Consider the following 23,842-nt stretch of genomic DNA (forward strand, 5'->3'; position numbering starts at 1 on the left):
TGCCGAGCTCGACATTGCCGTCGAGATCCTTGAACTCGCGCTTGTCCCACACCTTCACGGCGCGGTTGTTGCGGTTCTTCTCCTGCCCGATCCGGACGCCTTCGGGATTGTAGCCGTGGGCGCCGAACGGCGAGGTGCCGGCGGTGCCGATCCACTTGCTGCCGCCCTGGTGACGGCCCTTCTGCTCCTCGAGGCGCTTGCGCAGCGTCTCCATGAGCTTGTCCCAGCCCATGGCTTCGATCTGCTTCTTCTCTTCCTCGGTGAGGTATTTTTCGGCGAGCTTCTTCAGCCACTCCTCGGGAATCTCGGCCTTGTCCATGGCGTCGAGCAGGCTTTCCAGCCCCTTGAATACCGAACCGAAGACGCGGTCGAACTTGTCGAGGTTGCGCTCGTCCTTCACCAGGGCGGCGCGGGAGAGATAATAGAAATTCTCGACGGTCTGATCGGCGAGGTCGGCGTCGAGCGCCTCCATCAGCGTCAGATATTCGCGCAGGGTCACCGGGACCTGCGCGTCGCGCAACGATGTGAAGAATTGCAGGAACATGGGATACAGATTGCCCGCCGGGCCGCACACGTCAAGGGCCAGCGCGAGCCAATGGCCGGCGCATAGCTGTCAGGCCTAGACCGGGAGGCTTTTTCAATTACAATCGACCGGTAAAGGGTTTATTCCGGCAGAGGAAATTCAATGGGCATCATTGCGGCGCTGATCATTGGCGGTATCGCCGGATGGCTTGCCGGACAGATTGTGCGCGGTGCGGGCTTCGGGCTGATCGGCAATATCGTGATCGGCATCATCGGCGCGCTGCTGGCGGGCTGGCTGTTGCCGCAGCTCGGCGTCAGCCTGGGCGTTGGCTGGGTCCGCGACATCATCAACGCCACCATCGGCGCCGTGATCATCCTGGTGATCCTGTCGCTGATCAAACGCTGAGGAAGCCGCGTCATACTCAATCGCGACCGCCGGACCGGCGGTCGTTTACTGTTCAGGCCATCGTGGCCCAAGGACCAACAAGACGAAAAACGAGGCAGACGGATAGATGAAATTTACCGGCACCAAGGACTATGTCGCCACCGACGACCTCAAGGTCGCCGTCAACGCCTCGATCGTGCTCGAGCGCCCGCTGCTGATCAAGGGCGAGCCCGGCACCGGCAAGACCGTGCTGGCGGAGGAAGTCGCCAAGGCGCTCGGCGCGCCGCTTTTGACCTGGCACATCAAGTCGACCACCAAGGCGCAGCAGGGCCTCTACGAATACGACGCGGTGTCGCGCCTGCGCGACAGCCAGCTCGGCGATCCCCGCGTCTCCGACATCTCGAACTACATCAAGCGCGGCAAATTATGGGAAGCCTTCACCCATGATAAGCGCCCGGTGCTCCTGATCGACGAGATCGACAAGGCCGACATCGAGTTTCCGAACGACCTGCTGCTCGAACTCGATCGCATGGAGTTCTTCGTCTACGAGACCGGCGAGAACATCAAGGCGAGCCTGCGCCCGATCGTGATGATCACATCCAACAACGAGAAGGAATTGCCGGACGCGTTCCTGCGCCGCTGCTTCTTCCACTACATCAAGTTCCCCGACGCCGACACCATGGGCCGGATCGTCGACGTCCACTTCCCCGGCATCAAGAAGCGCCTGGTGGAAGAGGCGCTCCGCATCTTCTTCGAGGTGCGCGAGGTGCCCGGGCTGAAGAAGAAGCCGTCGACATCGGAACTGCTCGACTGGCTCAAGCTGCTGCTCAACGAGGACATCACGCCCGAGATGCTGCGGGAGCGCGATCCTCGCAAGCTGATCCCGCCGCTGCACGGCGCGCTGCTCAAGAACGAACAGGACGTGCATTTGTTCGAGCGGCTCGCCTTCCTCAGCCGACGCGAAGTATAATTCGCTAACGACTTTGCAGCGCCGGAACCTAAGGTTCTGGCGTTTCGCTTTTCAGACGACAGCAAACCAAAAAGAACAGGGAAGATGAACGTTCAGGCACAGATCGACAGGACTTCGCCGCACACGTCAGAGCATTTCGACGTCGTGATCGCCGGCGCCGGCATTTCCGGCGTCGGCGCCGCCTATCACCTCACCACGCAATGCCCTGGCATGACGTTCGTGGCGCTGGAGACGCAGAAGACGTTTGGCGGCACCTGGACCACCCATCGCTATCCCGGCATCCGCTCCGACAGCGACCTCCACACCTTCGGCTACCGCTTCAAGCCATGGACGTCGGCGCCGATCGCAACCGCGGCGGAAATTCGCAAATACATGGGTGAAGTGATCGAGGAGAACGGTCTCGCCCGTCACATCCGCTATCAGCACACCATCACCTCGGCCTCGTGGTCGAGCGAGGAAAACCTCTGGACCATCCAGGCCACGCGCGCCGACACCGGCGAGCAGGTCCGCTTCACCGCCAATTTCTTCTGGATGTGCCAGGGCTATTACCGCCACACCGAGGGCTATACGCCGGAGTGGAAGGACATGGCGAAGTTCAAGGGCGGAATCGTCCATCCGCAGAAATGGCCTGAGGATCTCGACTACAGCAACAAGCGCGTTGTCGTGATCGGCTCCGGCGCGACCGCCGCGACGCTGATTCCGGCGATGGCGCAGGATGCCGCGCATGTCACCATGCTGCAGCGTTCGCCGACCTATTTCCGCACCGGGCGCAACGCCATCGAGATCGCCGAGGAGCTGCGGAAACTACAGGTCGACGAGACCTGGATCCACGAAATCACCCGGCGAAAAATCCTGTTCGACCAGGACGCCTTCACCCGCAAGACCTTCAACGAGCCGGAAGCGGCGAAGAAGGATCTGCTGTCGGCGGTCGAGGCCTATCTCGGCAAGGACTACGACATCGCGACCCACTTCACGCCAAAATACCGGCCGTGGCGGCAGCGCATCGCCTTCATCCCGGACGGCGACCTGTTCCAGGGCATCAAGTCCGGCAAGGCCTCCGTCGTCACCGACGAGATCGACCGCTTCACCGAAAAGGGAATCCTGCTGAAATCCGGCAAGGAGCTCGAGGCCGACATCATCGTCACCGCCACCGGCTTCAACCTCTGCGCCAATGGCGACATCGCCTTCGAGGTCGACGGCAAGCCGCTCGACTTCGCCGATACCGTGACCTATCGCGGCATGATGTTCACGGGCGTGCCGAACCTCGTCTGGGTGTTCGGCTATTTCCGCGCAAGCTGGACGCTGCGCGTCGACCTTGTCGCCGACTTCGTCTGCCGGCTGCTCAATCACATGAAGGCGACGGGCGCGAAAAAGGTCACGCCGGCGCTTCGCCCCGAAGACCACAACATGCCGCTATTGCCGTGGATCGATCCGGAAAATTTCAATCCCGGCTACATGATGCGCGGCATGCACCTGCTGCCCAGGCGCGGCGACAAGCCGGAATGGCAGCACAACCAGGATTACTGGGCCGAGAAGGACGAATTTCCTGACATCGACCTGAAGGACAAGGCGTTCGTCTACGGCTGAGGCCGGAGGCGGATGCTGCGAGGTGACGTCCGCTCACCGGTTCCGTCATGCCCGGGGTCCCGGGCATCCACGTCCTGATCGCGTGCGAAAGACGTGGATGGCCGGGACAAGCCCGGCCGTGACGAGTTTGTGGAGCCATCGGGCACTCATTTCCAAGCATGTATACTGGGAAGGTATATTGATACCGTCAATAGCAATTATTTGCTGATTTTGTCCATTCTATGTATACATCATGCACTCACCATGGAGTGCAACCATGCCATCCTCATTCCCGCTCAATGCCTGGTACGCCGCCGCCTGGGACGTCGACATCAAACACGCACTGTTTCCGCGCACGATCTGCGGCAAGCATGTCGTGATGTACCGCCAGTCCAACGGGCGGGTCTCTGCACTGGAGGATGCCTGCTGGCATCGCCTAGTGCCGCTCTCGAAGGGACGGCTCGACGGCGACAGCGTCGTCTGCGGCTATCACGGGCTGAAGTTCAACGCGCAGGGGCGCTGCACCTACATGCCCTCGCAGGACACCATCAACCCGTCCGCCTGCGTGCGCTCCTATCCGGTGATCGAGCGCCATCGCTTCATCTGGCTTTGGATGGGCGATCCGGCGCTGGCTGACCCTGCGCTGGTGCCCGACATGCACTGGAACGACGATCCCGCCTGGGCCGGCGACGGCAAGACCATCCACGTGAAATGCGACTACCGGCTCGTGGTCGACAATCTGATGGACCTCACCCACGAGACCTTCGTGCACGGCTCCAGCATCGGCAACGACCATGTCGCCGAAGCCCCGTTCGACGTCACCCATGGCGACAACACCGTGACGGTGACGCGCTGGATGAAGGGTATCGACGCCCCGCCGTTCTGGGCCGCGCAATTGCAGAAGCCGGGTCCGGTCGATCGCTGGCAGATCATCCACTTCCAGGCGCCAGGCACCGTCAACATCGACGTCGGCGTTGCGCCCGCCGGGACCGGCGCGCCGGAAGGCGAGCGCTCGCAGGGCGTCAACGGCTTCGTGCTCAACACCATGACGCCGGAGACCGCGACGACCTGTCATTATTTCTGGGCCTTCGTCCGCAATTACCGGACCACAGAACAGAAGCTGACCACCGAAATCCGCGAGGGCGTTTCCGGCATCTTCCACGAGGACGAAATCATCCTCGAAGCGCAGCAGCGCGCGATGGACGAGAACCCCGAACGCACCTTCTACAACCTCAACATCGATGCCGGCGCGATGTGGGCGCGGCGCGTGATCGACCGCATGGTCGCGCGCGAGAAGGCGCCACAGGCCATGCAGGCCGCGGAGTAGGCCATGAGCGAGCGCGACGCCGAACGCTCCGTCTCCCAGACCGTGCGGGCACAGCTCGCGCTGCGCGACATGATCCTGTCCGGGCGACTGCGGCCGGGCGAGCGCATCTCAGAATTGCAGGCGGTCGACATCACCAGCGTGTCGCGGACGCCGGTGCGGCTGGCGCTGGTGCGGCTGGAGGATGAAGGCCTGTTGCAGGCGATCCCTTCCGGCGGCTTCATGGTGAAGGCGTTCACCGAGCGCGACATCCTGGATTCGATCGAGCTGCGCGGTACGCTCGAAGGCCTCGCCGCCCGCTTTGCCGCCGAGCGCGGCGTTAGCGCGCGCAGCCTCGAGCCGCTCAAGGAATGCCTCGGCGATCTCGACCAATTGGTGCGGCAGGACCCGATCTCGGTCGAGGCTTTTTCCGCCTATGTGACGATGAACGCGCGCTTTCACGCGCTGCTCAACGAGCTCTCCGCCAGCGCGCCCGTGATCCGCGAGATCGACCGCGTCTCCGCGCTGCCGTTTGCTTCCCCAAGCGCCTTCGTGATGGCGCAGTCGGCATTGCCGGAGGCGCACCAGATCCTGCTGCTCGGGCAGGACCATCACCGCATCGTCGTTGACGCCATCGAGAACCGCGAGGGCGCGCGGGCCGAAGCCGTCATGCGCGAGCATTCGCGCCTTGCCGCGCGCAATCTGCGGCTCGCAATCCGAAACCGCACGCATCTCGACCTGATGCCGGCGCTCGCGCTGCTCAAATCATCAGCCGAATAGGATCACCCATGCGCTTTGCCGAGCAATGGAGCTGGTGCACCGTCGATTCCATCCGTGACGTGACGCCGACGATTCGCGAATTCCGTCTGCGTCCCGAGAACGGCCGTGTCGCGCCCTGCCCGCCCGGCAGCCACATCACGGTCGCGCTGCTGATCGACGGACAGCCGGCGCGACGCTGCTATTCGCTGGTGGAGAGCGTGGATGCCGCCACCTATCGGATCGCGGTGCGGCTGGCGCCGGACAGCCGCGGCGGCTCGCGCGGCATGTGGGGCTTGCAAGTGGGTGCGCGGATCGAGGCGACCAACCCGACCTCGTTGCTCGACATCGACTGGAGCCGCAAGAACTACTGCCTGATCGCGGGCGGCATCGGCATCACGCCGATCGTCAGCATCGCCGCCGCGCTGCGCCGGCGGAACGTCGACGCGCCCCTGCACTATGCCGTGAAGTCGCGCGGTGATGCCGCCTTCCTCGACGAACTCTCCGATCTGCTCGGCGACCGGCTGCGCCTGTACGCCTCGGATGCCGGCGACCGACTCGATCTCGACGCCACTTTCCGCGCGCTGCCGGACGATGCGATCGCTGTCATCTGCGGACCGATGCGGATGCTGGAGGCGGCGCGGCGCGCCTGGAACGATCTGGGACGCGCGCCCGCCGACCTGCGTTACGAGACGTTCGGCTCCAGCGGATTGAAGCCGACGGCGGAATTTCGCGTGCGGCTGAAGGACGGCGATACCGAACTGGTGGTGCCGCCGAACAGCTCGATGCTGGATGCGCTGAACGGCGCCGGATTCGAGGTGATATCAGACTGCCGGCGCGGCGAATGCGGCGTCTGCGCCGTCGATGTCCTCGCCGTCGACGGCGAGATCGACCATCGCGACGTGTTCTTCAGCGATCAGCAGAAGCGCGAGAACCGCAAGATCTGCCCGTGCGTGTCGCGCGCGATCGGGGTCGTGACGATCGACACGCTGTACCGGCCGGAAGCGGCGTAGGCTGCGGCTTGGGCTATCGTCATGGCCGGGCTTGTCCCGGGCATGGCGAGTTCGTAGCTACGCCTGAACCGGAAACTTTACCGCCTCCGGCGCCGTCTTGCCGCGGATCATGTCGGAGGCCTTGTCGGCGATCATCAGCGTCGAGGCGTTGAGATTGGCTGATATCATGCGCGGCATGATCGAGGCGTCGACGACGCGCAGGCCCTGCAAACCGTGGACGCGCAACTGGTCGTCGACCACGGCCCATTTGGCTTCAGCCGGTCCCATGCGGCAGGTGCAGCCGGGGTGGAACGTGGTGGTGCCGCGTTCGGTGGCGGCCGCGAGGAGCTCATCGTCGCTCTGCACCTTCGGCCCCGGGAAATCCTCGTAGGCGTAGTAGGGCGCGAGCGGTTTTGACGCGAGCAGCCGGCGCGCCAGCTTCATGCCGGCGACGACGACGCGGCGGTCGATCTCCTCGACCAGATAATTGGTCTGGATGATCGGCGCTGCGAACGGGTCGGCCGAGCGGATCCGGACATAGCCGCGGCTTTCCGGCCGCTGCTGCCAGGAGGCCACCGTCATGCCAGGCTCGTCCTCGAGCTGGCCCTGCACACCCTCCTTGTAGCTCGCCGGCGTGAAGGTGAGCTGCAGGTCGGAACTCTCGGTGGTCTCGCCGGAATGCCAGAAGCAATAGACCATGGTCGGCGACAGCGAGAGCAGGCCGCGCCGCGTCGTCGCCCATTTCAGCGCCTCGACCCACAGGCTGAGGCCGCGCCGGAGTTCGTTGATGGTCTGGATGTTCTTGACGCGCGCCACCGAACGCGGCGCGTAATGGTCCTGCAGGCCCTCGCCGACACCCGCCAGCGCGTGGCGGACCTCGATGCCGTGCGATTGCAGCAGGTCCGGCGAGCCGACGCCGGACAGTTGCAGCACCTGCGGCGAATTATAGGCGCCGCCCGAGAGAATGACTTCCTTGCTGGCGCGCACCTCGACGGGCGTGCCGCCCTTGCCGCCCCTGAGATAACGCACGCCGGCCGCGCGCTTGCCTTCGAAGATGATGTTGGTGACATGCGCATGCGTGCGCACGTCGACATTGCCGCGCTTGCGGGCCGGATGCAGGAACGCCTTCGCCGCGCTCATGCGCAGGCCGTTCTCGATGGTGCGCTGGCAGTACGACACGCCTTCCTGGATCGCGCCGTTGTAATCGGGGTTGCGCGGGATGCCGAGGCTGACGGCGCCTTCCATGAAGGCTTCGCAAAGCGGATCGTTCCAGTCCATGGTGGTGACGGTCAAATTGCCGTCGCGGCCGCGAAACGTCTCGTCGCCCTCGCCGACACGCCGCTCCATCCGCTTGAAATAGGGCAGCACGTCAGGATAGCCCCAGCCGCGATTGCCGATCTGCGCCCAGGTGTCGAAATCCTGGCGCTGGCCGCGGTTGTAGATGTGGCCGTTGATCGACGACGAGCCGCCGAGCGTCTTGCCGCGCGGCGCATAGATGCTGCGCCCGCCGGTCCATGGGCCCGGCTCTTGGCTGTAGGCCCAGTTGACGCTCTTCATGTGGAACGTCTTGATGAAACCCGCCGGGAGATGAATGTAGGGATGCCAGTCCTTGCCGCCCGCTTCGAGCACGCAGATGCGGGTCGCGAGATCTTCACCAAGCCGGTTGGCGAGCACGCTGCCTGCGGAGCCCGCGCCGATAATCACATAATCGAACGTTTCCATCGTCTCGCTTCTGGCGCGGCTTCGTTACCGCGGCTTGTCGTTGAGTTGATAGGTGAGATGCGCCTTCACGGTCGGCCACTCGCCGGCGATGATGCTGTAAACCACGGTGTCGCGCAACGTGCCGTTCGGGGCGATCTGGTGGTTTCTCAGGATACCGTCCTGCTTGGCGCCCAACCTCTCGATGCCGCGGCGGCTCTGGTGGTTGAAGAAATGCGTACGGAACTCGACCGCAATGCAATTCATCTTCTCGAAAGCGTGCGTCAGCAGCAGCAGCTTGCACTGCGTGTTGACCGCACTGCGCTGCACGCGCCTGGCATACCAGGTCGAGCCGATCTCGACGCGGCGGTTGGCGGCATCGACATTCATGTAGGTCGACATGCCCGCGACCTTGCCGTCGGCATCGAACACCGTGAACGGCAGCATCGAGCCGGCCGCGAACAGGCCGAGCCGGCGGTCGATCTCCTGCTTCATGTTTTCGGCTGTCGGAATGAAGGTGTACCAGAGCTTCCACAGCTCGCCATCCCTCACCGCCTCCACCAGCCCGTCGATGTGATCGTGCGACAACGGCTCCAGGCGGGCGTGCGCGCCTTGCAGGGTCACCGGTTCAAGAAAGGCCATTCAATACACTCCCTCTCCTCATCCTGAGGAGCCGCGAAGCGGCGTCTCGAAGGATGAAGGCCCCGTCTGTGGCCTCATGGTTCGAGACGCGCGTGCCGCGCTCCTCACCATGAGGTGTTATCCTTTCTCCGTCGTCATTGCGAGGAGCGAAGCGACGAAGCAATCCATCGATCCCCGTGACGCGGTATGGATTGCTTCGCTGCGCTCGCAATGACGGGGATAGCTCATCTGTTCAAAAAGTTCAGCGGCAGCCCCGGCCGCGGCCAGTCCATCGCAATCAGCTCACCCTTGCCCGACAGCGTGATGTACGCCGTCTTCAGTTCCGGCCCGCCGAAGGCGATGTTGGTGGTAACGCGGTCGCCGGTCGGCACCTGCTCGACCAGCGTGCCGTCGGGCGCGATCACCGAGATGCAGCCCGAGATCAGCGTCGCGACGCAGACATTGCCTGATGCTTCGACCGCCAGCGAGTCGAACATCTGGTAGCCGCCGAGGCCCGCGATCGGCTTGCCGCGCTCGCCGCGATAGATCACGTCGCGCGGCTTCAGCGTACCGGGCGCGGAGAGGTCGTAGGCCCAGAGGCGCGCGGTCGGCGTCTCCGCGATGTAGACCGTCTTCTCGTCGGGCGACAGCCCGATGCCGTTGGCAGGCAGCACGCCATGCACGACCTCGACGATCTCCTTCAGGCCGGGCTTGAGATAGTACATCCCGCCGACATCCATCTCGCGGTGGCGGCGCTTGCCGAGTTCGGAGAACCACAGCCCACCATCCCTGTCGAACACCAGGTCGTTCGGCCCGCGCAGGGCGTGCTCGCCGCATTTGGCGACGACGGTCTCGACCTTGCCGCTCTGCAGATCGACGCGCTGGATCGAGCCGCCCTGATAATCGTCGGGCTGCGGCCCCGGCATGATCATCTTTCCGGTGGGAATCCAGCTAAAGCCGCCATTGTTGCAGATGTACATCTTGCCGTCGGGGCCCAGCGCCGCGCCGTTGGGGCCGCCGGGGACCTGCGCGACCACCTCTTTCCGCCCGTCGGGATAGACCCGCGTCAGCCGGCGCCCACGAATTTCGACCAGAACCACGGAGCCGTCGGGCATCACCACCGGCCCTTCCGGAAACTCCAGATCGGTGGCGAGAACGCGGATATCGGCCATGAAATCCTCCCGGCTTGCTTGGCTGCAGGAGGATTTGAAGCCCGGTCCCCGCACGCGCAACTTTCTTGTCACGTCGTTATGGCAAAGCCGTCATCGCTTGCCAAGCAAGCGCTGACACCCGCCGCGCAGGGCAGCATTGCGGTGACGCTATTCCCTCACCGGCACCCAGATTTCCAGCCCGCCGTTGCCGGTGGCTGGATCGAACTTCTCGTCGTAGCGCTCGAAGCTCGGCGCGTCGGCGGCCTTCATGCCCGAGATCGGCAGCCAGTGATTCCAGATCGTGATGATGGTGCGGCGGATGGCCGAGATGTGCTCCGAATGGGTGAAGACCGCGTATTTCTGCTCTGGGATCCGCACTCGCGCGAACTCGCGCGGCAGGTCGGAGAAGTTAGCAACCCCGACGCCGGCAATGTAGTCGAAGCCGGAATCGTCGCCGTTGCAGCAGACGCCGTAGGCGACCTTGCCGATCCGCGCCGGAATGAAATCGACCTTCTGGTGAAGCTGCTGCCACTGGTTCGGAATGCCGGCGCCGCCGTTCTCATAGGTGCAGCGCTCGCTGATGCCGGCGACCAGCAGCGGCCTGGAGGTCTCGAAACGCGGGGGCTTGAGATGTTCGAGCAGCGTTGAATCCATGACGATGGGCTCCTGAAGCTTGAGACGATCGAGGCGCGTTGCGGCGCGGACCGCTTCGGGCGTGGTGCCGAAATGGTCGCGGAACGCGCGGGTGAAAGCTTCGTGCGAGCCGTAGTCCGCCTCCAGCGCAAGGCTGAGAATATCCGGCGCGCCTGCCGCCAGCGCCTGCGCAGCCCTGGTCAGCCGCCGGGCGCGCGCATAGCGCATCACCGAAACGCCGGTGGCCGCGGCAAACGCCCGCACCAGATGAAAGCGCGAGACGCCGGCAACGCCGGCGACATCGTCGAGCGTCAGCGGCTCGGCGAGATGGCTTTCGATGTACCAGAGCGCTTTCTGGGCCGGGTTCATGGCGGATGGCTCGTGCGCAGCAGGCGCATCATGGCCCGATGCGGCGTGCTTCGTTTGACAGTCCTTGCTCTCCCGTTCTTGCCGCACAGCATTGCGTTCATCCAATCGTGCCGGGAACCGGCGCCCTTGCTATGATGGCACATTCCTGTCGGCACCATTCGGGAGCAACCATGCTGATCACCAACGTCCGGGCCCATCATATCCGCATTCCCTATGACGCGGGGGTCGCGAGCTTCAAGCAAGGCGCTTCCGCCATATCGGCGCTGGAAATCATCATGGTCGAGGTTTCCACCGATGCGGGGATCACCGGCTGGGGCGATGCCTTTGCCTATGTCAGCCCGCGGACCAACCGCACCGCCGTCGAGGAAATGATTGCGCCCCAGGCACTCGGCCAAAAGGTTCCGGACGCGGCTGGCATTCCCGCCTTCATGGAACAGATTCAGCGCAACCTGCATCTGTTCGGCCGTTATGGCATCACCATGTTTGCGATATCGGCGCTCGATATCGCAATCTGGGACATTGCCGCCAAGGCGAAGGGCGTGCCGTTGCACCGGCTGATCGGCGAGATCAAGCGGACGAGGATTCCCGCCTATGCCAGCCTGCTGCGGATCGGCAAGCCCGAGCTGATCGCGCGTGAATGCGAAACGGCAGTGCGGCAGGGCTACAAGGCGATCAAATTGCACGAGACCACGACGCCCGCCGTGTTTGCCGCGCGTCAGGCGATCGGCGCTGATATACCGCTGATGGTCGACATGAACTGTCCGCTGACCGGCGAAGAGGCGATCGCGTTCGCGCATTCCTGCCGCGACGCCGCGCCGCTGTTCCTCGAAGAGCCGGTCTGGCCACCGGAGGATTTCGCAACGTTGGCGGAGGTGCGCAGCAAGGGCGGGCTCAGCGTGGCGGCGGGCGAGAACGCCTGCACGGCCTATCAGTTCAAGCAGATGATGCAGGCCGGCGCGGTGAGCCACGCGCAGCCCTCGGTCATCAAGGTTGGCGGCATCACGGAATATCTGAAGGTCGTCGATCTCGCCGACCAGTTCGGCGTCAGGCTTGCGCCGCATTCGCCGTATTTCGGACCGGGCCTTCTGGCGACGCTGCAACTGCTGTCGTTGCGTGACGATTCGAGCTTCGTCGAGATGTTCTACATGAAGCGCCCCGCGTGCCTGTGGGGCGGCCGCATCGACGTCGACGCCAATGGCGACGTCGAGGTGCCCCGGGGCCCCGGCATCGGCTACGAGCCCGACAGGGCCGTGATGGAGCAATACCGGATATCGTGACGGCGGCTACTTCGCGCCTTCCTTTGCCGGCGCGGCGTCCTTTGCGGCCGGCGCTGCGTCTTTCGCCGCAGGCGTGGCAGCCTTCTTGGCGTCTTCCGCCGCCTTGGCCTGCGCTGACTGCAGTTCGCCGACGACCTTCTGCAGGCTGATGACCGCGGCCTTCAGCGCCTCGATCTGCCGGTTGGAAGCATCCAGCTTCTGCTGATGGTCAGTGGTGAGCCTGGTGATCGTCTTCTGCAGGAAGTCGACATTGCTCTGCAGGCAGGAGGTGCGCCGCTCCATGGTCTTTTCGACGGTGCAGATCTCGATGCCGGGAACGTCCTGCGCGTGAAGCGCCGCCGGCACAGTCAGCACGCAAGCGATGAGAATGATCCTGGCGATCCCTGCAATCATGAACTTCCTCTTTTTCCCGAAAGCGTCGAACATGGGGCGAAACGTCCATCACGGCAATTTGCGTGACGCAGGTTTCCGACCCCAGAGTTTCCATACTGATACCTCATTCGGGCGGTGTGCTTAACCCCCTTAACGGTGGTTGGATTTAGCCGCGAACGTCGAACAGCTATCGGCCAGCGCGGCAGTGGAGATTGATTGCATGGCAACGCGTGAAAAGCGGTTGGCGCAGTTCGACGGCAACGGCGACCCGCCACCGGACCTGCCGCTGGAAGTACTCTGCGAGGATCACAGCGGAACCTATCAACTGCCTTTTGCCTGCCGCTGGATCGACGGCCGATGGCGCAACGACAGGACCGGCGGCATGGTCGAAGCGACCGTCGTGGGCTGGCGGCTGCCGCGCTCCGGCGCGGCCTGAGGGATCGCGCGACGCGCGACTAGATTTCACCGCGCACTGTGCCAGAATGCGACGGGAGTGCAGCAGACTGTTAACGTTCGGAACGCGGGTGGAACGAACCGCGCCCGAATCAGTGATCGGGCGCCGTACGCGCCTGTTCACGGCTAGATGTCGGTCGCCATCCGAGCCAGCGCACAACATCAAGGACGAACACGATCGGCCGCAGCCAGCGGCCGATGACAAGCGTTAATTCCTCGGGGGATGACATGGCGGCTACTTCCACGGAGTTGGCGCTGGGACCTTGTCAACGAACGGCGGCACATCGACGGTCCTGAAGTCTGCCGGGCTGACGATCTCGAGATACTCCATGTCCTCCGAGTAATCGTAGAGATAGTGCGTGATGCCGGGCCGCTGGTGCACGACATCGCCGGCCTGCACCAATGTCGACTTTTCCTCGTACATGAACCGCGCCCAGCCCCTGGTCATGATGACGATCTGGAATTCGCATTCGTGCTTGTGCCAGCCGGTGCCCTCTTCCGGCGGCAGATCGGGATTGGCCTTGACCAGATGGCAGATCACCTGCCCGCCGGTGGCATCGGCAATGCCGAGGTCGCGATAGAGGAAGAAGTCGCGCAGACCTCCGCCCTTGAATTCGGTATCGCCGGGCTTGACGTGAGAGAACTTGCTGACGACGGCCTGCTTGTTCATTTTGGAGCCTCCACGGTTCTCGCTCGCGAGAACGCGGACCATGTGCGCGGAGTGCGTCCAGATTTTCGGCAGCCTCGCATCGTCGCGTTCTCGCCTCGATGCTGCTATGCGAATTCCGCGCCAGCCGCGCTGCACCGCGGCGACTGACCGGGATTGGCGCAGCGAAGCGCTTGGCGGGAGGCCGGAATCCGATTTCGGCGGCACGCGGAAAGCCGCAGATGAACAAGCCGCGGTCCATCTGTGCTGGCATCGGCTTGAGCAAGGCCTGCTCGTTACCTGAGCCTTTCGGGCGGGCAGCGCCGCAGCGGGCCTGCCTAATATTCGACCTCGAGTTCTTCGATGTCGGCGGGTTCGGCCCTGGCGGCCTCGATCCATTGCTGCATCTCTGGCATCGCCATGATGGTGGCGGCATAGGCCGCCAGCGGAGGCTCGAGCTTCACGTCATAGGTCATGAAGCGGGTGACAACAGGTGCGTACATCGCATCGGCCATGGTGCGTGTACCGAACAGGAACGGGCCATCCGATGCATTCAGGCAATCGCGCCAGATGGTGCAGACCCGGTCGATGTCCGCCTGGGCGCGGGACCAGATCTTGAAGCCGGGAAAATGGCCCTTCAGGTTCACCGGCAGCGAGGCCCGCAGCGTGGTGAAGCCGGAATGGATTTCGCCGCAAATCGAGCGGCAATGCGCGCGCTGGATGCGGTCACCGGGCAACAGCCCGGCCTCCGGCCTGATCTCGTTGAGATATTCCGCGATCGCCAGCGTGTCCCAGATGGTGGCGCCGTCATGGCGCAGGCACGGCACCAGGATCGACGACGACAGCAGCAGGATTTCGGCCCGCGCCGAGGCATCGTCCGGGGCGGTGACCACCTCCTCGAATTCGAGCCCTGAAAATTTCGCCAGCAACCAGCCGCGCAGCGACCAGGATGAATAATTCTTGCTGGAGATGGTCAGTGTGGTCTTCGCCATATGGCCTTCCCTCAAACGCAAACCGTACCCTTGCCCCGGCACGGCAGCCGGCCGCGCCGCCGCTCAAGCGCTGGGCGCCGGGCCATTTTACCAGCAAGCCACGTGCCAGTTTTGAAGGCAGCCCGCCCCGCTCTGGCGTCGATATTGCATGGCCAGGGCGGACAGGGACCGATGTGAATGATGTCGATGATGATGTACCAAGCCTACCAGAACCACATGGACCTGACGGCACCATGGCGCACCGGGGCGTCGGCCGCGCTGAGATATCTCAATCTGGTGCCGCAGGGCGTCTCCGACCGCGTGTTCGGCCGCCTTTCCGCCGCGCTCGAACTGATCTCGCGCTCCTCCCTGACCTACGACCGGCCGGCGTACGGCATCGAAAGCGTTCTGGTCGGCAACCGGGAGCTGGAGGTTACCGAGGAAGTCAGCTTCGCCACCCCGTTCGGCTCGCTGCTGCACTTCAAGAAGGAGAACGCGCCGGAGCAGCCGCGCCTGTTGCTGGTGGCGCCGATGTCGGGCCATTTCGCGACGCTGCTCCGCAGCACCGTGAAGACGCTGTCGCAGGACCACGACGTCTACATCACCGACTGGCACAATCCGCGCGACATTCCGCTGGGTCACGGCCGATTCGGCCTCGAGGACTACACCGACCACCTGATCACCTTCCTCGACCAGATCGGCCCGCGCGCGCACATGGTCGCGATCTGCCAGCCGTCGGTATCGGCGCTGGCCGCAGCCGCCGTGATGTCGGAGGACAATCATCCGGCGCGCCCGGCCACGCTCACCCTGATGGCCGGGCCGATCGACACGCGGATCCAGCCGACCAAGGTCAACGAATTCGCCAAGAGCAAGCCGCTGAACTGGTTCGAGAAGAACCTGATCAATTACGTGCCGATGCAATGCAAGGGCGCGTTCCGCCAGGTCTATCCCGGCTTCGTGCAGCTCACGGCGTTCGTCTCGATGAACCTCGAGCGTCACATCAAGCAGCATATCGATCTCGCCAATCATCTCGCGAAGGGCGAGCGGGAGAAGGCTGAGATCATCAAGAATTTCTACGACGAATATTTTGCCGTGATGGACCTGCCGGCGGAATTCTATATCGAGACCGTGCGCGACGTGTTTCAGGAGCACCTGCTGCCGCAGGGCAAGTTGATGCATCGGGGGCGACCGGTGAACCCGGCCTCGATCCGCCGCATGGGCCTGATGACGGTGGAAGGCGAGAAGGACGACATCTGCTCGATCGGCCAGACGCTGGCGGCGCAAGACCTCTGCACCGGCGTGCGCGCCTATCGCAAGGTGCATCACATGCAGGCCGGCGTCGGCCATTACGGCGTGTTTTCGGGGAGGAAGTGGAATAACGAGATCTACCCGCTGCTGCGGGATTTCGTGCATGTCAATTCGTGACAAGCGGTGTCATTCCGGGATGGCCCGAAGGACCAGACCCGGAATCTCGAGATTCTCAGGGGCGCAAGGGCGCCCCGTAGCTCGATGCTTCGCATCGCCCCGGAATGACGCCAGAGCTAGCCGCCTTCCCTCTCCCGCTGTAGAACCCTCACGCGGCCGACCGCTCAAGAGTCGCCCCGGGAGGAATCATCATGCGGCTTTCCAAGACGCTTCGCCCCCTCGCGCTCGGCCTTGCCGGCGCATTCCTGCTGACCGTCACGGCCTCTGCCGCCGAGGTGCGGGTGATGATCTCGGGCGGATTGTCGGCCGCCTACAAGGCACTGGTTCCGGAATTCGAGAAGGCTACCGGCCACAAGGTGCTGACCGCCTACGGGCCGTCGATGGGGACGACGACCAATGCGATCCCGGTGCGGCTGGAGCGCGGCGAGCCGGCCGATGTGCTGATCATGGTCGGCTATGCGCTCGAGGACCTCGCGAAGAAGGGCAAGGTGGCTGAAGGGACCAGCGTCGATCTCGTCAAGTCGCCGATCGGCGTTGCCGTGAAGTCGGGTGCCCCGAAGCCGGATATCTCCACCGCGGATGCGGTCAAGCGCGCGCTGCTCGCGGCGAAGACGATCGCCTATTCCGACAGCGCCAGCGGCGTCTACGTTTCGACCGAGATGTTCGACAAGCTCGGCATCAAGGACGCGATGCAGGGCAAGGCACGAAAGATTCCGGCGACGCCGGTCGGCGAGATCGTCGCCCATGGCGACGCCGAGATCGGCTTCCAGCAGATCAGCGAGTTGAAGCCGGTGGAAGGCATCGACATCATCGGCCCGCTGCCGGATGAGTTGCAGAAGATCACGGTGTTCTCGGCTGGAATCGCCAGCGTCTCGAAGGAGCCCGACGCCGGCAAGGCGCTGATCAAGTTCCTGGCATCGCCCGCCGCGCGCGGCGAGATCGTCAAGAGCGGCATGGATCCGATCGCCACGGGCGCGAGGAACTAAGGTTGTCATCGCCCGACTCGATCGGGCGATCCAGTACCCCGCAGCCCGCGTTATGTAGGAAAAGTCGACAACACGGAGTACTGGATGCCCCGCCTCAAGCGGTGCATGACAGAAATCACCGATGCATGTGCTGCATGGCCAACAGCGCGATCACCGCAAGCGCCAGCACGACGGTCATGCTTTTCCAGAACAGCAGCGGGTTGCGCTCGATCAGCGGCGTCGACGACGTCGCGACATAGTTCGCATTGGGATGGCGCAGGTCGAACAGGAATTCCGAAAAGCTGTCGTAGCGCTTGAGCGGATTGGGATGCACGGCCTTTTCCAGCGTGCCATCGATCCAATGCGGGATGTCGCGGTCGCCGTGCGACGCCGGGCGGTAGACCAGTCTGCTGAACTGTGACCGCGTCCGCGCCTGTGCGATCTGGGCGCCATAGGGCAGCTTTCCGGTCATCATCTGATAGGTGATGACGCCGAGCGAAAACAGGTCGGAGCGCGTCGTAGCGCGCTCGCCGAGAAAATATTCGGGCGCGGTGTATTGCTGGGTGCCGAGAATGTCGTCGCGCAGGCCTGACGGCTCGGCCTCGATGACGCCGGTGATTTTCATCGAGCCAAAATCGATGATCTTCACGGTGCCCGTGGCATCGATCATGATGTTGGCGGGCCTGACATCCTGGTGCAGCATCTCCTTGCGATGGAAGGCGCGCAGCCCCTTGGCGATCTGCTCGACGATGTCGCGCACGGTCTCGAGGCCAGGCTTCGGATGGTCGATCATCCACTGCGTCAGCGTCTGCCCGTCGATATATTCGGTCGCGACATAGAGGAAGTTGCGCTTGCGCTGCAGCAGGCAGGGTTTGAGCACATGCGGGCTGTCGATCCGCCGCGCCACCCATTCCTCCATCATGAACCGCTTCAGGTAGGCGGGATCGTCGCGCAGGTCGATCGAGGGAATCTTGATGGCCACGACCGCATCGGTTTCGACGTCGACGGCCAGATAGATGTGGCTGCGGCTGGAGCCGTGCAGTTCGCGCACGATCCGGTAGCCGTCGAAAACCTGCCGTGCTTCCAGCAGCGGTGGCAGCGGAAGTTCGTCAGCTTGTGCGAATACTTCGGCCGCGTCGCCGTCGGGAACTTCATCGACGCGAACGATCTGGACGGTGAGATTGTCCGTGCTGCCGGTTTCAAAGGCCTCGTCGACAATCCGCTTCGCGGCCGCGTCGAGATCGGCGCCACCCTCGTTCACCGCCTTCGCAATGCGACGGGCACTGAGATGCTCGTAGATGCCGTCGGTCGCGAGCACGAAGACGTCGCCCCACTCGACCCGCAGCATCTGGTAATCGATCTCGATCTGCGGATTGACGCCGAGCGCCCGGCCGAGATAGCTCTGCTGCGAGGAAATGACGATGCGATGATCGTTGGTCAGTTGCTCCAGCGTATTGCCGGACAGCCGATAGATGCGGGAATCGCCGACATGAAAGAGATGCGCCGTCGTCGACTTGATGACCATGGCGGACAGCGTGCAGACGTAGCCGCGGTCCTTGTCGTAGGCATACTGGCTGCGCGTCTGCGAATGCAGCCAGGAATTGGTCGCCTCCAGCACGCGTTGCGCGGAGGTGCGCACCGACCAGGATTCCGAGGTGCAGTAATAATCGGTCAGGAATCCCTTGACCGCCGATTCCGCGGCGATCCTGGAGACCTTGCTGGTGCTGATGCCGTCGGCCAGCACGATGGAAATGCCCTTGAGGCTGAGCAGCGGCTCTTCCGGGATCAGGACACCATGGAAATCCTGGTTGGTTTCCTTGGCCCCCTTATCGGAAAACTGTCCGACCGATATTTTCAGCTCGCGCGGCATTCCTACCCTTCACGACGATGGGCCTCTCCCCTGGCGAGGGGAGGCCCATCCGCATCGAGAGATCAAGCCGCCAGGCGCGAGGAAGCCGGCTGCTGCGAGCCAGTGCGCTTCGGCGCCGTTTTGACATGGGTCGAGTACAGCGTGAGCCCGGTGAAGGCGAGGCCGCCGACCAGGTTGCCGAGCACGGTCGGGATTTCGTTCCAGAACAGATAATCGGCCACGGTGAAATGACCGCCGAGAAGGAGTCCCGCGGGAAACAGAAACATGTTCACGATCGAGTGCTCGAAGGTCATAGCAAAAAACAGCATGATCGGCATCCACATCGCCAGCACCTTGCCGGTAACGGTGGTGGAGATCATCGCGCCGACGACGCCCGCCGAGACCATCCAGTTACAGAGCATGCCGCGGACGAACAGCGTCAGCATGCCGGCTGCGCCGTGCGCGGCATAGCCCACGGTGCGACTTTCACCGATATGGCCAAGCGCGACGCCGACCTTGTCGGGCGGCGACGAAAATCCGAAGGTAGTGACGATCGCCGCCATCACCGCGACAGTGAAGGCGCCGCCGAAGTTGCCGATGAAGACAAGACCCCAGTTGCGCAGTACGCCCCCGAGCGTGACGCCTGGCCGCCTGTCGATCAGCGCCAGCGGCGCGAGCACGAACACGCCCGTCAGCAGGTCGAAGCCAAACAGATACAGCATGCAGAAGCCGACCGGGAATAGCAGCGCGCCGATGATCGGCTGTCCCGTGTTGACGCTCATCGTGACGGCGAACCAGGCCGCCAACGTCAACATCGCTCCGGCCATATAGGCGCGGATGACCGTATCGCGCGTCGACATGAAGATCTTGGATTCTCCGGCGTCGACCATCTTGGTCACGAATTCCGAAGGCGCGAGATAGGCCATTACATTTCCCCTTTCGAGACAATCCTGGAGCGCGCCGGATGCTGCGCAGCCGTGCACCGATGAAGTGAAAGATCTTGCCGTCGTCGTGCGCGACAAGTCCCGTAACCGCCTGGACGGCACGGAACGACGCAGGCCACGCCCGATCAGGGAATTGGAATGCGCGAGCGATCGCGAGATGGTCGCGAAGACTGTTCGAAGCGCCCCACGCGAGGCTGCTTGATCCCAACGCCCCTCGGCCAACGCTGGCCATGGCGATCCGAACGGACGGCAGTCGTCATTGACTGGAGAGGATTAAGCAATCGATGTGCCAACCCGAAATCGGGCCGTGGATCTTGGAAATGGCGGGTATTTCTACGTGGTTGTGGGCCCATCGCGCAGCGGCCTGACCGGAATCAGTGCCTTGTATTTGTGCATAGCTGCACAGATGTTGGCGCCTGCTGCGCCGCGATCGAACCTTTCTCGGCCGGGCCGGGACGCGCTATAATCATGGCCGAAGCAATAGGTCAGCTTGCACTACCTATTCATCCGAGAACAGTCGCGCTTGTTGACAGGTTTCAAGGAGACGCAACAATGGCAGCCGTTTGGCAGATATCGGGAGACTATTTCGAGAACTGTAACTGCAACGTGGTGTGTCCCTGTCTCGTATCGAAATCTCCACCGCTTACGTCGAGGCCAAGCGAAGGCGTGTGCGACGTCGCGCTGCTCTTTCACATCGACAATGGCAGCTATGAGGGCACCGCGCTCGACGACCTGAACGTGGCGCTCGCAGTTCATACACCGGGGCCGATGGCGGAGGGAAACTGGTCGGTGGCGGCCTATATCGATGAGCGCGCTGACGAAAAGCAGACGGAAGCGTTGGGTGCCATTTTCACCGGAGCAGCCGGTGGACCCATGGCGCATTTTGCGCCGCTGATTACGAAACACCTCGGCGCAAAGAAGACCCCGATCACCTATAGCCTCAAAGGCAAGACGCGCTCCGCCGAAATTCCCGGCATCCTGCACATGAGCGTTGATCCGCTGCCGACCGCACATCCGAGCGGCGAGATGTGGGCGAACGTGGGCCATCCGGTCAGCCCCGACAAGCTCGCACTTGCCGTCGGGGCACCCGGAAATACCTTCAATGATCACGGGATGCGCTGGGATAACTCCGGCAAGAACGGACACTACGCACCGATCCGGTGGTCAAGCACGTCCTGATGCGCACATCGGCTTTAGAAGCCATTTTGCGTCGCGACCGCGTCATCATCATCGCCTCGCTGGTGGTTCTGACCGTACTCGCCTGGCTCTACCTGGTCTGGCTCGCCGACGATATGGCGATGGGCGGCATGGACATGACGGGCTACCGCATGATCCCCGCAGGCCAGGCTCTGATGATGCCGGCAAGCTCGCCCTGGCGGCCGATCGAGTTCGCATATGTCTTCGTCATGTGGGTGGTCATGATGATCGGCATGATGACGCCGTCAGTGGCTCCGATGATCCTCGTCTACGCAAGTGTTCGAAGACAGGCGGCCAAAGGCCGGCCATTGGCCTCCGTTGCATGGTTTGCGGGCGGCTATTTCCTGGCGTGGATCGCGTTTTCGCTCGTGGCGACGTCGTTGCAATGGGCCCTCGAACGTGCGGCCTTGCTCACGCCGATGATGGCCGGCGCGAGCAATATTGTCGGCGGCACGGTGTTGATCCTTGCCGGGCTCTACCAGTGGACACCGTTGAAGGAAGCTTGTCTGTCGCAGTGCCAAGCGCCGCTTGGCTTCATCTTGAGCCATGGCGGCGTCCCTTCGACCGCGACCGGTTCATTGACGCTGGGCTTTCGCCATGGCGTCTATTGTCTCGGATGCTGTTGGGCGCTGATGGTGCTCCTCTTTGCCCTTGGCGTGATGAACCTTGCCTGGATCGCGGCGCTTGCTATCCTCGTCCTGCTTGAGAAAATCATGCCGTCAGGGCGCCTGATTGCACGGATTGCGGGGATTGCGTCTTTCGCCGGCGGCGTGTGGATGCTGTTTCAGCGGAGTTGAGCATCGCGGCGGTCGCCCACGGGCAAAGCGGACATGATCTTCGCCGCGTCAGGCACCAAGTTTATCGGAACGCGGCCTATTTCGCCTGCGTCCGCACCGGCCGGTCCTTCAGGCCGTTATTGTCATAGGCCTTGCGCAGCGTGCCGTTGGCGATAGCGTCATTGAGGAATTTGACAGCGAACGCCAGCGACTGCGGATGATTGGGCGGCACGGCAACGGCCGTCACCGTCTGCTTGAAGGTTTCGTCCAGCACGCGCGTGCCCGGAATCTTCCTGGCCATCGCGTTGAGCTGGTCGCGCGACAGCGCGAACGCGTCGATCTCGCCGTTCTTGAGCAGGCCGAATATCTCGTCATAGGTCTGATAGCCCGTCACCTTGGCGTTCTTCAGATGTGCGATCGCGCCGCGCATCGTGGTCGTGTTGTTGACGGCGGCGACCTTGATGCCGGGCTGGTCGAGCGTTGCGAAATTCGTGACCGACGAGCCCGGCTTGACGATGTAGGTCGCGTCCGCGACCTCGTAGATCGGTCCGAATGCCATCCTGCCCTCGCGCTCCGGATCCTTCGGCAGGAAAGTGATGTCCCAGGTGCCCTTCGTCACGGCATCGACGATCTGTCCGGAATTGTTGTGCGCGACATATTCGACTGATACGCCAAGCTGCTCCGCCATCGCCTTGCCGAGATCGACCGGCACGCCGGCATAACCGGTCTCGGTCCTGGTCGACCAGAACGCGCCGCCGGCCGGGCTGATCGCAATCGCCACCCTGAGCTTGCCGGTCGGCGCCAACTCATCCTTCAACGCATCGGCGGCAGCGGGCACTGTCATCATCACTGTCCATCCCAGCAAGAGGCCGGCTATGCGCGGCGAGAGTTGATTGAACATTGGAAGCTCCTTCCCTGGCCATGGCTGGCGTCGCATTCATCTCTTGGCGGATGATCAGCGCTTCTTCTTTGCAGCCCCTTTTGGCGCCGCCGCCGGCGCGGCCGGCTTGGGGGGTTCCGTCTCGAACTTGCCGAGCAGGATGAGCTGGACCCGCGCATTGGCCGGCGCTGCCGGGCGATTGAGATCCTGCAACTGTTCCTCGCCGAGCCCAAGCGCCTGCAGACGTTTCGGCGATACCTTGAAGGTGTTCACCAGCACGTCGCGGAGCGATTCGGCGCGGCGCTGGCTCAGGATCAGGTTGTGGTCGCGCCGCCCGGCCGATTCGACGTGGTCGACGATCAGGTAGCGGTAGGGCCGCATCCTCGGATCAGTCAGCGCGTCGGCGATGCTGCCGACGGCGCCATAGGAGGCGGGCCGGATCAGGGAGGAATCCTGGTCGAACACGATATCGAAACGGACCTGCGGAAGTTTCGTCAGTTGCGGGGCGATCGGCGGCCGCTTCTGCGGCTGGGCATCCGCCCTCGCCTTGATGCGGTCGCCGGCCTGCTGGCGCAAGGCCGCGACATCGACATCAGCCTCGCCGTCGACGGCGAGCTTTTCGATGATGTCTGCGGTCGAGGCAGCCGTTTGCGCCTGTGCGGACGCCATCGGCGGCACAAACAGGGCCGAGACGCCCAGCAGGAGACCGAGGCTGCGCAGCTTCCTTGCACCTTGCATCAGCGATACCCCGCTGCGGCAATCGCCTTGTTGCAGTTCGGGGTCGCCTTCTTGGTCGACTCCAGCAGGCATTGCAGCCCCTTGACCGGATCGGTCCGAACCTCGCCGCACAGCTTGTTCAGCTCCCAATTGCACAACTTCACTAACGAGGTGCGCGCGGTGATGCGCGCCTGGATGGCGCCGAGCGCCGTCGGGAAATCCGCCTTGCACTTCGGCGACACCACGTCCTGGTTACGGTTCAGGCACTCCCGCAGCCTGACAGCGTCGAGATTGACGCCACGGCAGTTGTCGTCGATGTCCTTGCCGCAGCTCGCGGCCAGCATGGAAGCGGCCTCCTCGAACTTCATGGCCTGCTGCGCTGTCGCGAGGGAAGGCATTGATAT

24 protein-coding genes and 1 pseudogene are annotated in these 23,842 nt (G+C 63.4%); 12 read left to right on the forward strand and 13 right to left on the reverse strand.

Annotated elements, in window-relative coordinates; genetic code table 11:
- Window positions 1–544, reverse strand: a pseudogene (locus V7E26_RS18120) (VWA domain-containing protein); the annotation flags it as partial.
- 141 nt (window positions 545–685) lie between these two features.
- Here V7E26_RS18120 and V7E26_RS18125 point away from each other — a divergent pair.
- The 6 genes from V7E26_RS18125 (at window position 686) to V7E26_RS18150 (ending at window position 6,515) form a co-directional block, all read left to right on the forward strand.
- Window positions 686–928 (forward strand): GlsB/YeaQ/YmgE family stress response membrane protein, encoded by a 243-nt coding sequence (locus V7E26_RS18125; RefSeq protein WP_324418499.1) that lies wholly within the window; start codon window positions 686–688, stop codon window positions 926–928.
- Between the two features lie 106 nt (window positions 929–1,034).
- Window positions 1,035–1,877: an AAA family ATPase gene (locus tag V7E26_RS18130; RefSeq protein WP_057836460.1), complete on the forward strand. Its 843-nt coding sequence runs from the start codon at window positions 1,035–1,037 to the stop codon at window positions 1,875–1,877.
- Between the two features lie 84 nt (window positions 1,878–1,961).
- Window positions 1,962–3,464: a flavin-containing monooxygenase gene (locus tag V7E26_RS18135; RefSeq protein WP_324418504.1), complete on the forward strand. Its 1,503-nt coding sequence runs from the start codon at window positions 1,962–1,964 to the stop codon at window positions 3,462–3,464.
- A gap of 256 nt (window positions 3,465–3,720) precedes the next feature.
- Entirely contained in the window at window positions 3,721–4,770 is a 1,050-nt protein-coding gene (locus V7E26_RS18140) for an aromatic ring-hydroxylating dioxygenase subunit alpha (RefSeq protein ID WP_324418506.1), read from the forward strand.
- A 3-nt stretch (window positions 4,771–4,773) separates the two neighbouring features.
- A complete protein-coding gene (locus V7E26_RS18145; protein WP_324418508.1) occupies window positions 4,774–5,526 on the forward strand; it encodes a GntR family transcriptional regulator in 753 nt (250 codons plus the stop codon).
- 8 nt (window positions 5,527–5,534) lie between these two features.
- Complete coding sequence (locus V7E26_RS18150) at window positions 5,535–6,515, forward strand: PDR/VanB family oxidoreductase (RefSeq protein ID WP_324418509.1); 981 nt, start codon at window positions 5,535–5,537, stop codon at window positions 6,513–6,515.
- Between the two features lie 57 nt (window positions 6,516–6,572).
- On the opposite strand, the gene V7E26_RS18155 is transcribed toward V7E26_RS18150, so the two are convergent.
- The 4 genes from V7E26_RS18155 to V7E26_RS18170 form a co-directional block, all read right to left on the reverse strand.
- Entirely contained in the window at window positions 6,573–8,216 is a 1,644-nt protein-coding gene (locus tag V7E26_RS18155; protein WP_324418511.1) for a GMC family oxidoreductase, read from the reverse strand.
- A gap of 24 nt (window positions 8,217–8,240) precedes the next feature.
- Window positions 8,241–8,834 (reverse strand): GNAT family N-acetyltransferase, encoded by a 594-nt coding sequence (locus tag V7E26_RS18160; RefSeq protein ID WP_324418513.1) that lies wholly within the window; start codon window positions 8,832–8,834, stop codon window positions 8,241–8,243.
- Between the two features lie 224 nt (window positions 8,835–9,058).
- Window positions 9,059–9,985 (reverse strand): SMP-30/gluconolactonase/LRE family protein, encoded by a 927-nt coding sequence (locus V7E26_RS18165; protein ID WP_324418515.1) that lies wholly within the window; start codon window positions 9,983–9,985, stop codon window positions 9,059–9,061.
- Window positions 9,986–10,132: 147 nt separating this feature from the next.
- Window positions 10,133–10,966, reverse strand: coding sequence for an AraC family transcriptional regulator (locus V7E26_RS18170; protein ID WP_324418517.1), 834 nt, complete (start codon window positions 10,964–10,966; stop codon window positions 10,133–10,135).
- 170 nt (window positions 10,967–11,136) lie between these two features.
- Between V7E26_RS18170 and V7E26_RS18175 the strand changes: the two genes are divergently transcribed.
- Complete coding sequence (locus tag V7E26_RS18175; RefSeq protein ID WP_324418518.1) at window positions 11,137–12,243, forward strand: mandelate racemase/muconate lactonizing enzyme family protein; 1,107 nt, start codon at window positions 11,137–11,139, stop codon at window positions 12,241–12,243.
- 6 nt (window positions 12,244–12,249) lie between these two features.
- Here V7E26_RS18175 and V7E26_RS18180 read toward each other — a convergent pair whose 3' ends face one another.
- Window positions 12,250–12,636: a hypothetical protein gene (locus tag V7E26_RS18180; RefSeq protein ID WP_324418520.1), complete on the reverse strand. Its 387-nt coding sequence runs from the start codon at window positions 12,634–12,636 to the stop codon at window positions 12,250–12,252.
- Between the two features lie 199 nt (window positions 12,637–12,835).
- On the opposite strand from V7E26_RS18180, the gene V7E26_RS18185 reads away from it, so the two are divergent.
- Window positions 12,836–13,051 (forward strand): hypothetical protein, encoded by a 216-nt coding sequence (locus V7E26_RS18185; RefSeq protein ID WP_283029766.1) that lies wholly within the window; start codon window positions 12,836–12,838, stop codon window positions 13,049–13,051.
- Between the two features lie 252 nt (window positions 13,052–13,303).
- On the opposite strand, the gene V7E26_RS18190 is transcribed toward V7E26_RS18185, so the two are convergent.
- Both V7E26_RS18190 and V7E26_RS18195 read right to left on the reverse strand, forming a co-directional pair.
- Window positions 13,304–13,738: a cupin domain-containing protein gene (locus V7E26_RS18190; RefSeq protein WP_324418524.1), complete on the reverse strand. Its 435-nt coding sequence runs from the start codon at window positions 13,736–13,738 to the stop codon at window positions 13,304–13,306.
- 314 nt (window positions 13,739–14,052) lie between these two features.
- Window positions 14,053–14,706 (reverse strand): glutathione S-transferase family protein, encoded by a 654-nt coding sequence (locus V7E26_RS18195; RefSeq protein ID WP_324418526.1) that lies wholly within the window; start codon window positions 14,704–14,706, stop codon window positions 14,053–14,055.
- Window positions 14,707–14,886: 180 nt separating this feature from the next.
- Here V7E26_RS18195 and V7E26_RS18200 point away from each other — a divergent pair, with 180 nt between their 5' ends.
- Together V7E26_RS18200 and V7E26_RS18205 are read left to right on the forward strand one after the other, a co-directional pair.
- Window positions 14,887–16,110: a polyhydroxyalkanoate depolymerase gene (locus V7E26_RS18200; RefSeq protein ID WP_324418528.1), complete on the forward strand. Its 1,224-nt coding sequence runs from the start codon at window positions 14,887–14,889 to the stop codon at window positions 16,108–16,110.
- A gap of 191 nt (window positions 16,111–16,301) precedes the next feature.
- Window positions 16,302–17,096, forward strand: a complete 795-nt coding sequence (locus tag V7E26_RS18205) for a substrate-binding domain-containing protein (RefSeq protein ID WP_324418530.1) — start codon at window positions 16,302–16,304, stop codon at window positions 17,094–17,096.
- A gap of 115 nt (window positions 17,097–17,211) precedes the next feature.
- Here the strand turns inward: V7E26_RS18205 and V7E26_RS18210 are convergent, their stop codons facing one another.
- Both V7E26_RS18210 and V7E26_RS18215 read right to left on the reverse strand, forming a co-directional pair.
- Window positions 17,212–18,945, reverse strand: a complete 1,734-nt coding sequence (locus V7E26_RS18210) for a bifunctional protein-serine/threonine kinase/phosphatase (protein WP_324418532.1) — start codon at window positions 18,943–18,945, stop codon at window positions 17,212–17,214.
- A 62-nt stretch (window positions 18,946–19,007) separates the two neighbouring features.
- A complete protein-coding gene (locus tag V7E26_RS18215) occupies window positions 19,008–19,850 on the reverse strand; it encodes a formate/nitrite transporter family protein (RefSeq protein ID WP_324418534.1) in 843 nt (280 codons plus the stop codon).
- A gap of 570 nt (window positions 19,851–20,420) precedes the next feature.
- Here V7E26_RS18215 and V7E26_RS18220 point away from each other — a divergent pair.
- Together V7E26_RS18220 and V7E26_RS18225 are read left to right on the forward strand one after the other, a co-directional pair.
- Complete coding sequence (locus V7E26_RS18220) at window positions 20,421–21,047, forward strand: DUF1326 domain-containing protein (RefSeq protein ID WP_324418536.1); 627 nt, start codon at window positions 20,421–20,423, stop codon at window positions 21,045–21,047.
- Complete coding sequence (locus tag V7E26_RS18225; protein ID WP_324418557.1) at window positions 21,047–21,862, forward strand: DUF2182 domain-containing protein; 816 nt, start codon at window positions 21,047–21,049, stop codon at window positions 21,860–21,862. Before V7E26_RS18220 ends, V7E26_RS18225 begins: the two co-directional genes overlap by 1 nt.
- A gap of 76 nt (window positions 21,863–21,938) precedes the next feature.
- Here the strand turns inward: V7E26_RS18225 and V7E26_RS18230 are convergent, their stop codons facing one another.
- From V7E26_RS18230 to V7E26_RS18240, 3 genes are all read right to left on the reverse strand, one after another.
- The gene (locus V7E26_RS18230; RefSeq protein WP_324418538.1) at window positions 21,939–22,685 is read right to left on the reverse strand and encodes a transporter substrate-binding domain-containing protein; all 747 of its coding nucleotides are present in this window, start codon (window positions 22,683–22,685) and stop codon (window positions 21,939–21,941) included.
- 111 nt (window positions 22,686–22,796) lie between these two features.
- On the reverse strand, window positions 22,797–23,459 hold the full coding sequence (locus V7E26_RS18235) for an OmpA family protein (protein ID WP_324418540.1): 663 nt from the start codon (window positions 23,457–23,459) through the stop codon (window positions 22,797–22,799).
- Entirely contained in the window at window positions 23,459–23,836 is a 378-nt protein-coding gene (locus V7E26_RS18240; RefSeq protein ID WP_324418542.1) for a hypothetical protein, read from the reverse strand. The genes V7E26_RS18235 and V7E26_RS18240 overlap by 1 nt, the downstream gene beginning before the upstream one ends.
- Between the last annotated feature and the right edge of the window lie 6 nt (window positions 23,837–23,842).

Source organism: Bradyrhizobium sp., assembly GCF_036735945.1.
Taxonomy (GTDB): Bacteria; Pseudomonadota; Alphaproteobacteria; order Rhizobiales; family Xanthobacteraceae; genus Bradyrhizobium.

What these genes read in the sequence shown, in the direction of transcription:
- V7E26_RS18205 (WP_324418530.1), top strand. Translation starts at nt 16,302, where the DNA reads ATGCGGCTTTCCAAGACGCTTCGCCCCCTCGCGCTCGGCCTTGCCGGC.
- V7E26_RS18200 (WP_324418528.1), top strand. Translation starts at nt 14,887, where the DNA reads ATGTCGATGATGATGTACCAAGCCTACCAGAACCACATGGACCTGACG.
- V7E26_RS18140 (WP_324418506.1), top strand. Translation starts at nt 3,721, where the DNA reads ATGCCATCCTCATTCCCGCTCAATGCCTGGTACGCCGCCGCCTGGGAC.
- V7E26_RS18210 (WP_324418532.1), bottom strand. Translation starts at nt 18,945, where the DNA reads ATGCCGCGCGAGCTGAAAATATCGGTCGGACAGTTTTCCGATAAGGGG.
- V7E26_RS18180 (WP_324418520.1), bottom strand. Translation starts at nt 12,636, where the DNA reads ATGATTGCAGGGATCGCCAGGATCATTCTCATCGCTTGCGTGCTGACT.
- V7E26_RS18150 (WP_324418509.1), top strand. Translation starts at nt 5,535, where the DNA reads ATGCGCTTTGCCGAGCAATGGAGCTGGTGCACCGTCGATTCCATCCGT.
- V7E26_RS18195 (WP_324418526.1), bottom strand. Translation starts at nt 14,706, where the DNA reads ATGGCGAAGACCACACTGACCATCTCCAGCAAGAATTATTCATCCTGG.
- V7E26_RS18135 (WP_324418504.1), top strand. Translation starts at nt 1,962, where the DNA reads ATGAACGTTCAGGCACAGATCGACAGGACTTCGCCGCACACGTCAGAG.
- V7E26_RS18130 (WP_057836460.1), top strand. Translation starts at nt 1,035, where the DNA reads ATGAAATTTACCGGCACCAAGGACTATGTCGCCACCGACGACCTCAAG.
- V7E26_RS18190 (WP_324418524.1), bottom strand. Translation starts at nt 13,738, where the DNA reads ATGAACAAGCAGGCCGTCGTCAGCAAGTTCTCTCACGTCAAGCCCGGC.
- V7E26_RS18125 (WP_324418499.1), top strand. Translation starts at nt 686, where the DNA reads ATGGGCATCATTGCGGCGCTGATCATTGGCGGTATCGCCGGATGGCTT.
- V7E26_RS18235 (WP_324418540.1), bottom strand. Translation starts at nt 23,459, where the DNA reads ATGCAAGGTGCAAGGAAGCTGCGCAGCCTCGGTCTCCTGCTGGGCGTC.
- V7E26_RS18145 (WP_324418508.1), top strand. Translation starts at nt 4,774, where the DNA reads ATGAGCGAGCGCGACGCCGAACGCTCCGTCTCCCAGACCGTGCGGGCA.
- V7E26_RS18215 (WP_324418534.1), bottom strand. Translation starts at nt 19,850, where the DNA reads ATGGCCTATCTCGCGCCTTCGGAATTCGTGACCAAGATGGTCGACGCC.
- V7E26_RS18185 (WP_283029766.1), top strand. Translation starts at nt 12,836, where the DNA reads ATGGCAACGCGTGAAAAGCGGTTGGCGCAGTTCGACGGCAACGGCGAC.
- V7E26_RS18165 (WP_324418515.1), bottom strand. Translation starts at nt 9,985, where the DNA reads ATGGCCGATATCCGCGTTCTCGCCACCGATCTGGAGTTTCCGGAAGGG.
- V7E26_RS18155 (WP_324418511.1), bottom strand. Translation starts at nt 8,216, where the DNA reads ATGGAAACGTTCGATTATGTGATTATCGGCGCGGGCTCCGCAGGCAGC.
- V7E26_RS18225 (WP_324418557.1), top strand. Translation starts at nt 21,047, where the DNA reads ATGCGCACATCGGCTTTAGAAGCCATTTTGCGTCGCGACCGCGTCATC.
- V7E26_RS18160 (WP_324418513.1), bottom strand. Translation starts at nt 8,834, where the DNA reads ATGGCCTTTCTTGAACCGGTGACCCTGCAAGGCGCGCACGCCCGCCTG.
- V7E26_RS18175 (WP_324418518.1), top strand. Translation starts at nt 11,137, where the DNA reads ATGCTGATCACCAACGTCCGGGCCCATCATATCCGCATTCCCTATGAC.
- V7E26_RS18170 (WP_324418517.1), bottom strand. Translation starts at nt 10,966, where the DNA reads ATGAACCCGGCCCAGAAAGCGCTCTGGTACATCGAAAGCCATCTCGCC.
- V7E26_RS18230 (WP_324418538.1), bottom strand. Translation starts at nt 22,685, where the DNA reads ATGACAGTGCCCGCTGCCGCCGATGCGTTGAAGGATGAGTTGGCGCCG.
- V7E26_RS18220 (WP_324418536.1), top strand. Translation starts at nt 20,421, where the DNA reads ATGGCAGCCGTTTGGCAGATATCGGGAGACTATTTCGAGAACTGTAAC.
- V7E26_RS18240 (WP_324418542.1), bottom strand. Translation starts at nt 23,836, where the DNA reads ATGCCTTCCCTCGCGACAGCGCAGCAGGCCATGAAGTTCGAGGAGGCC.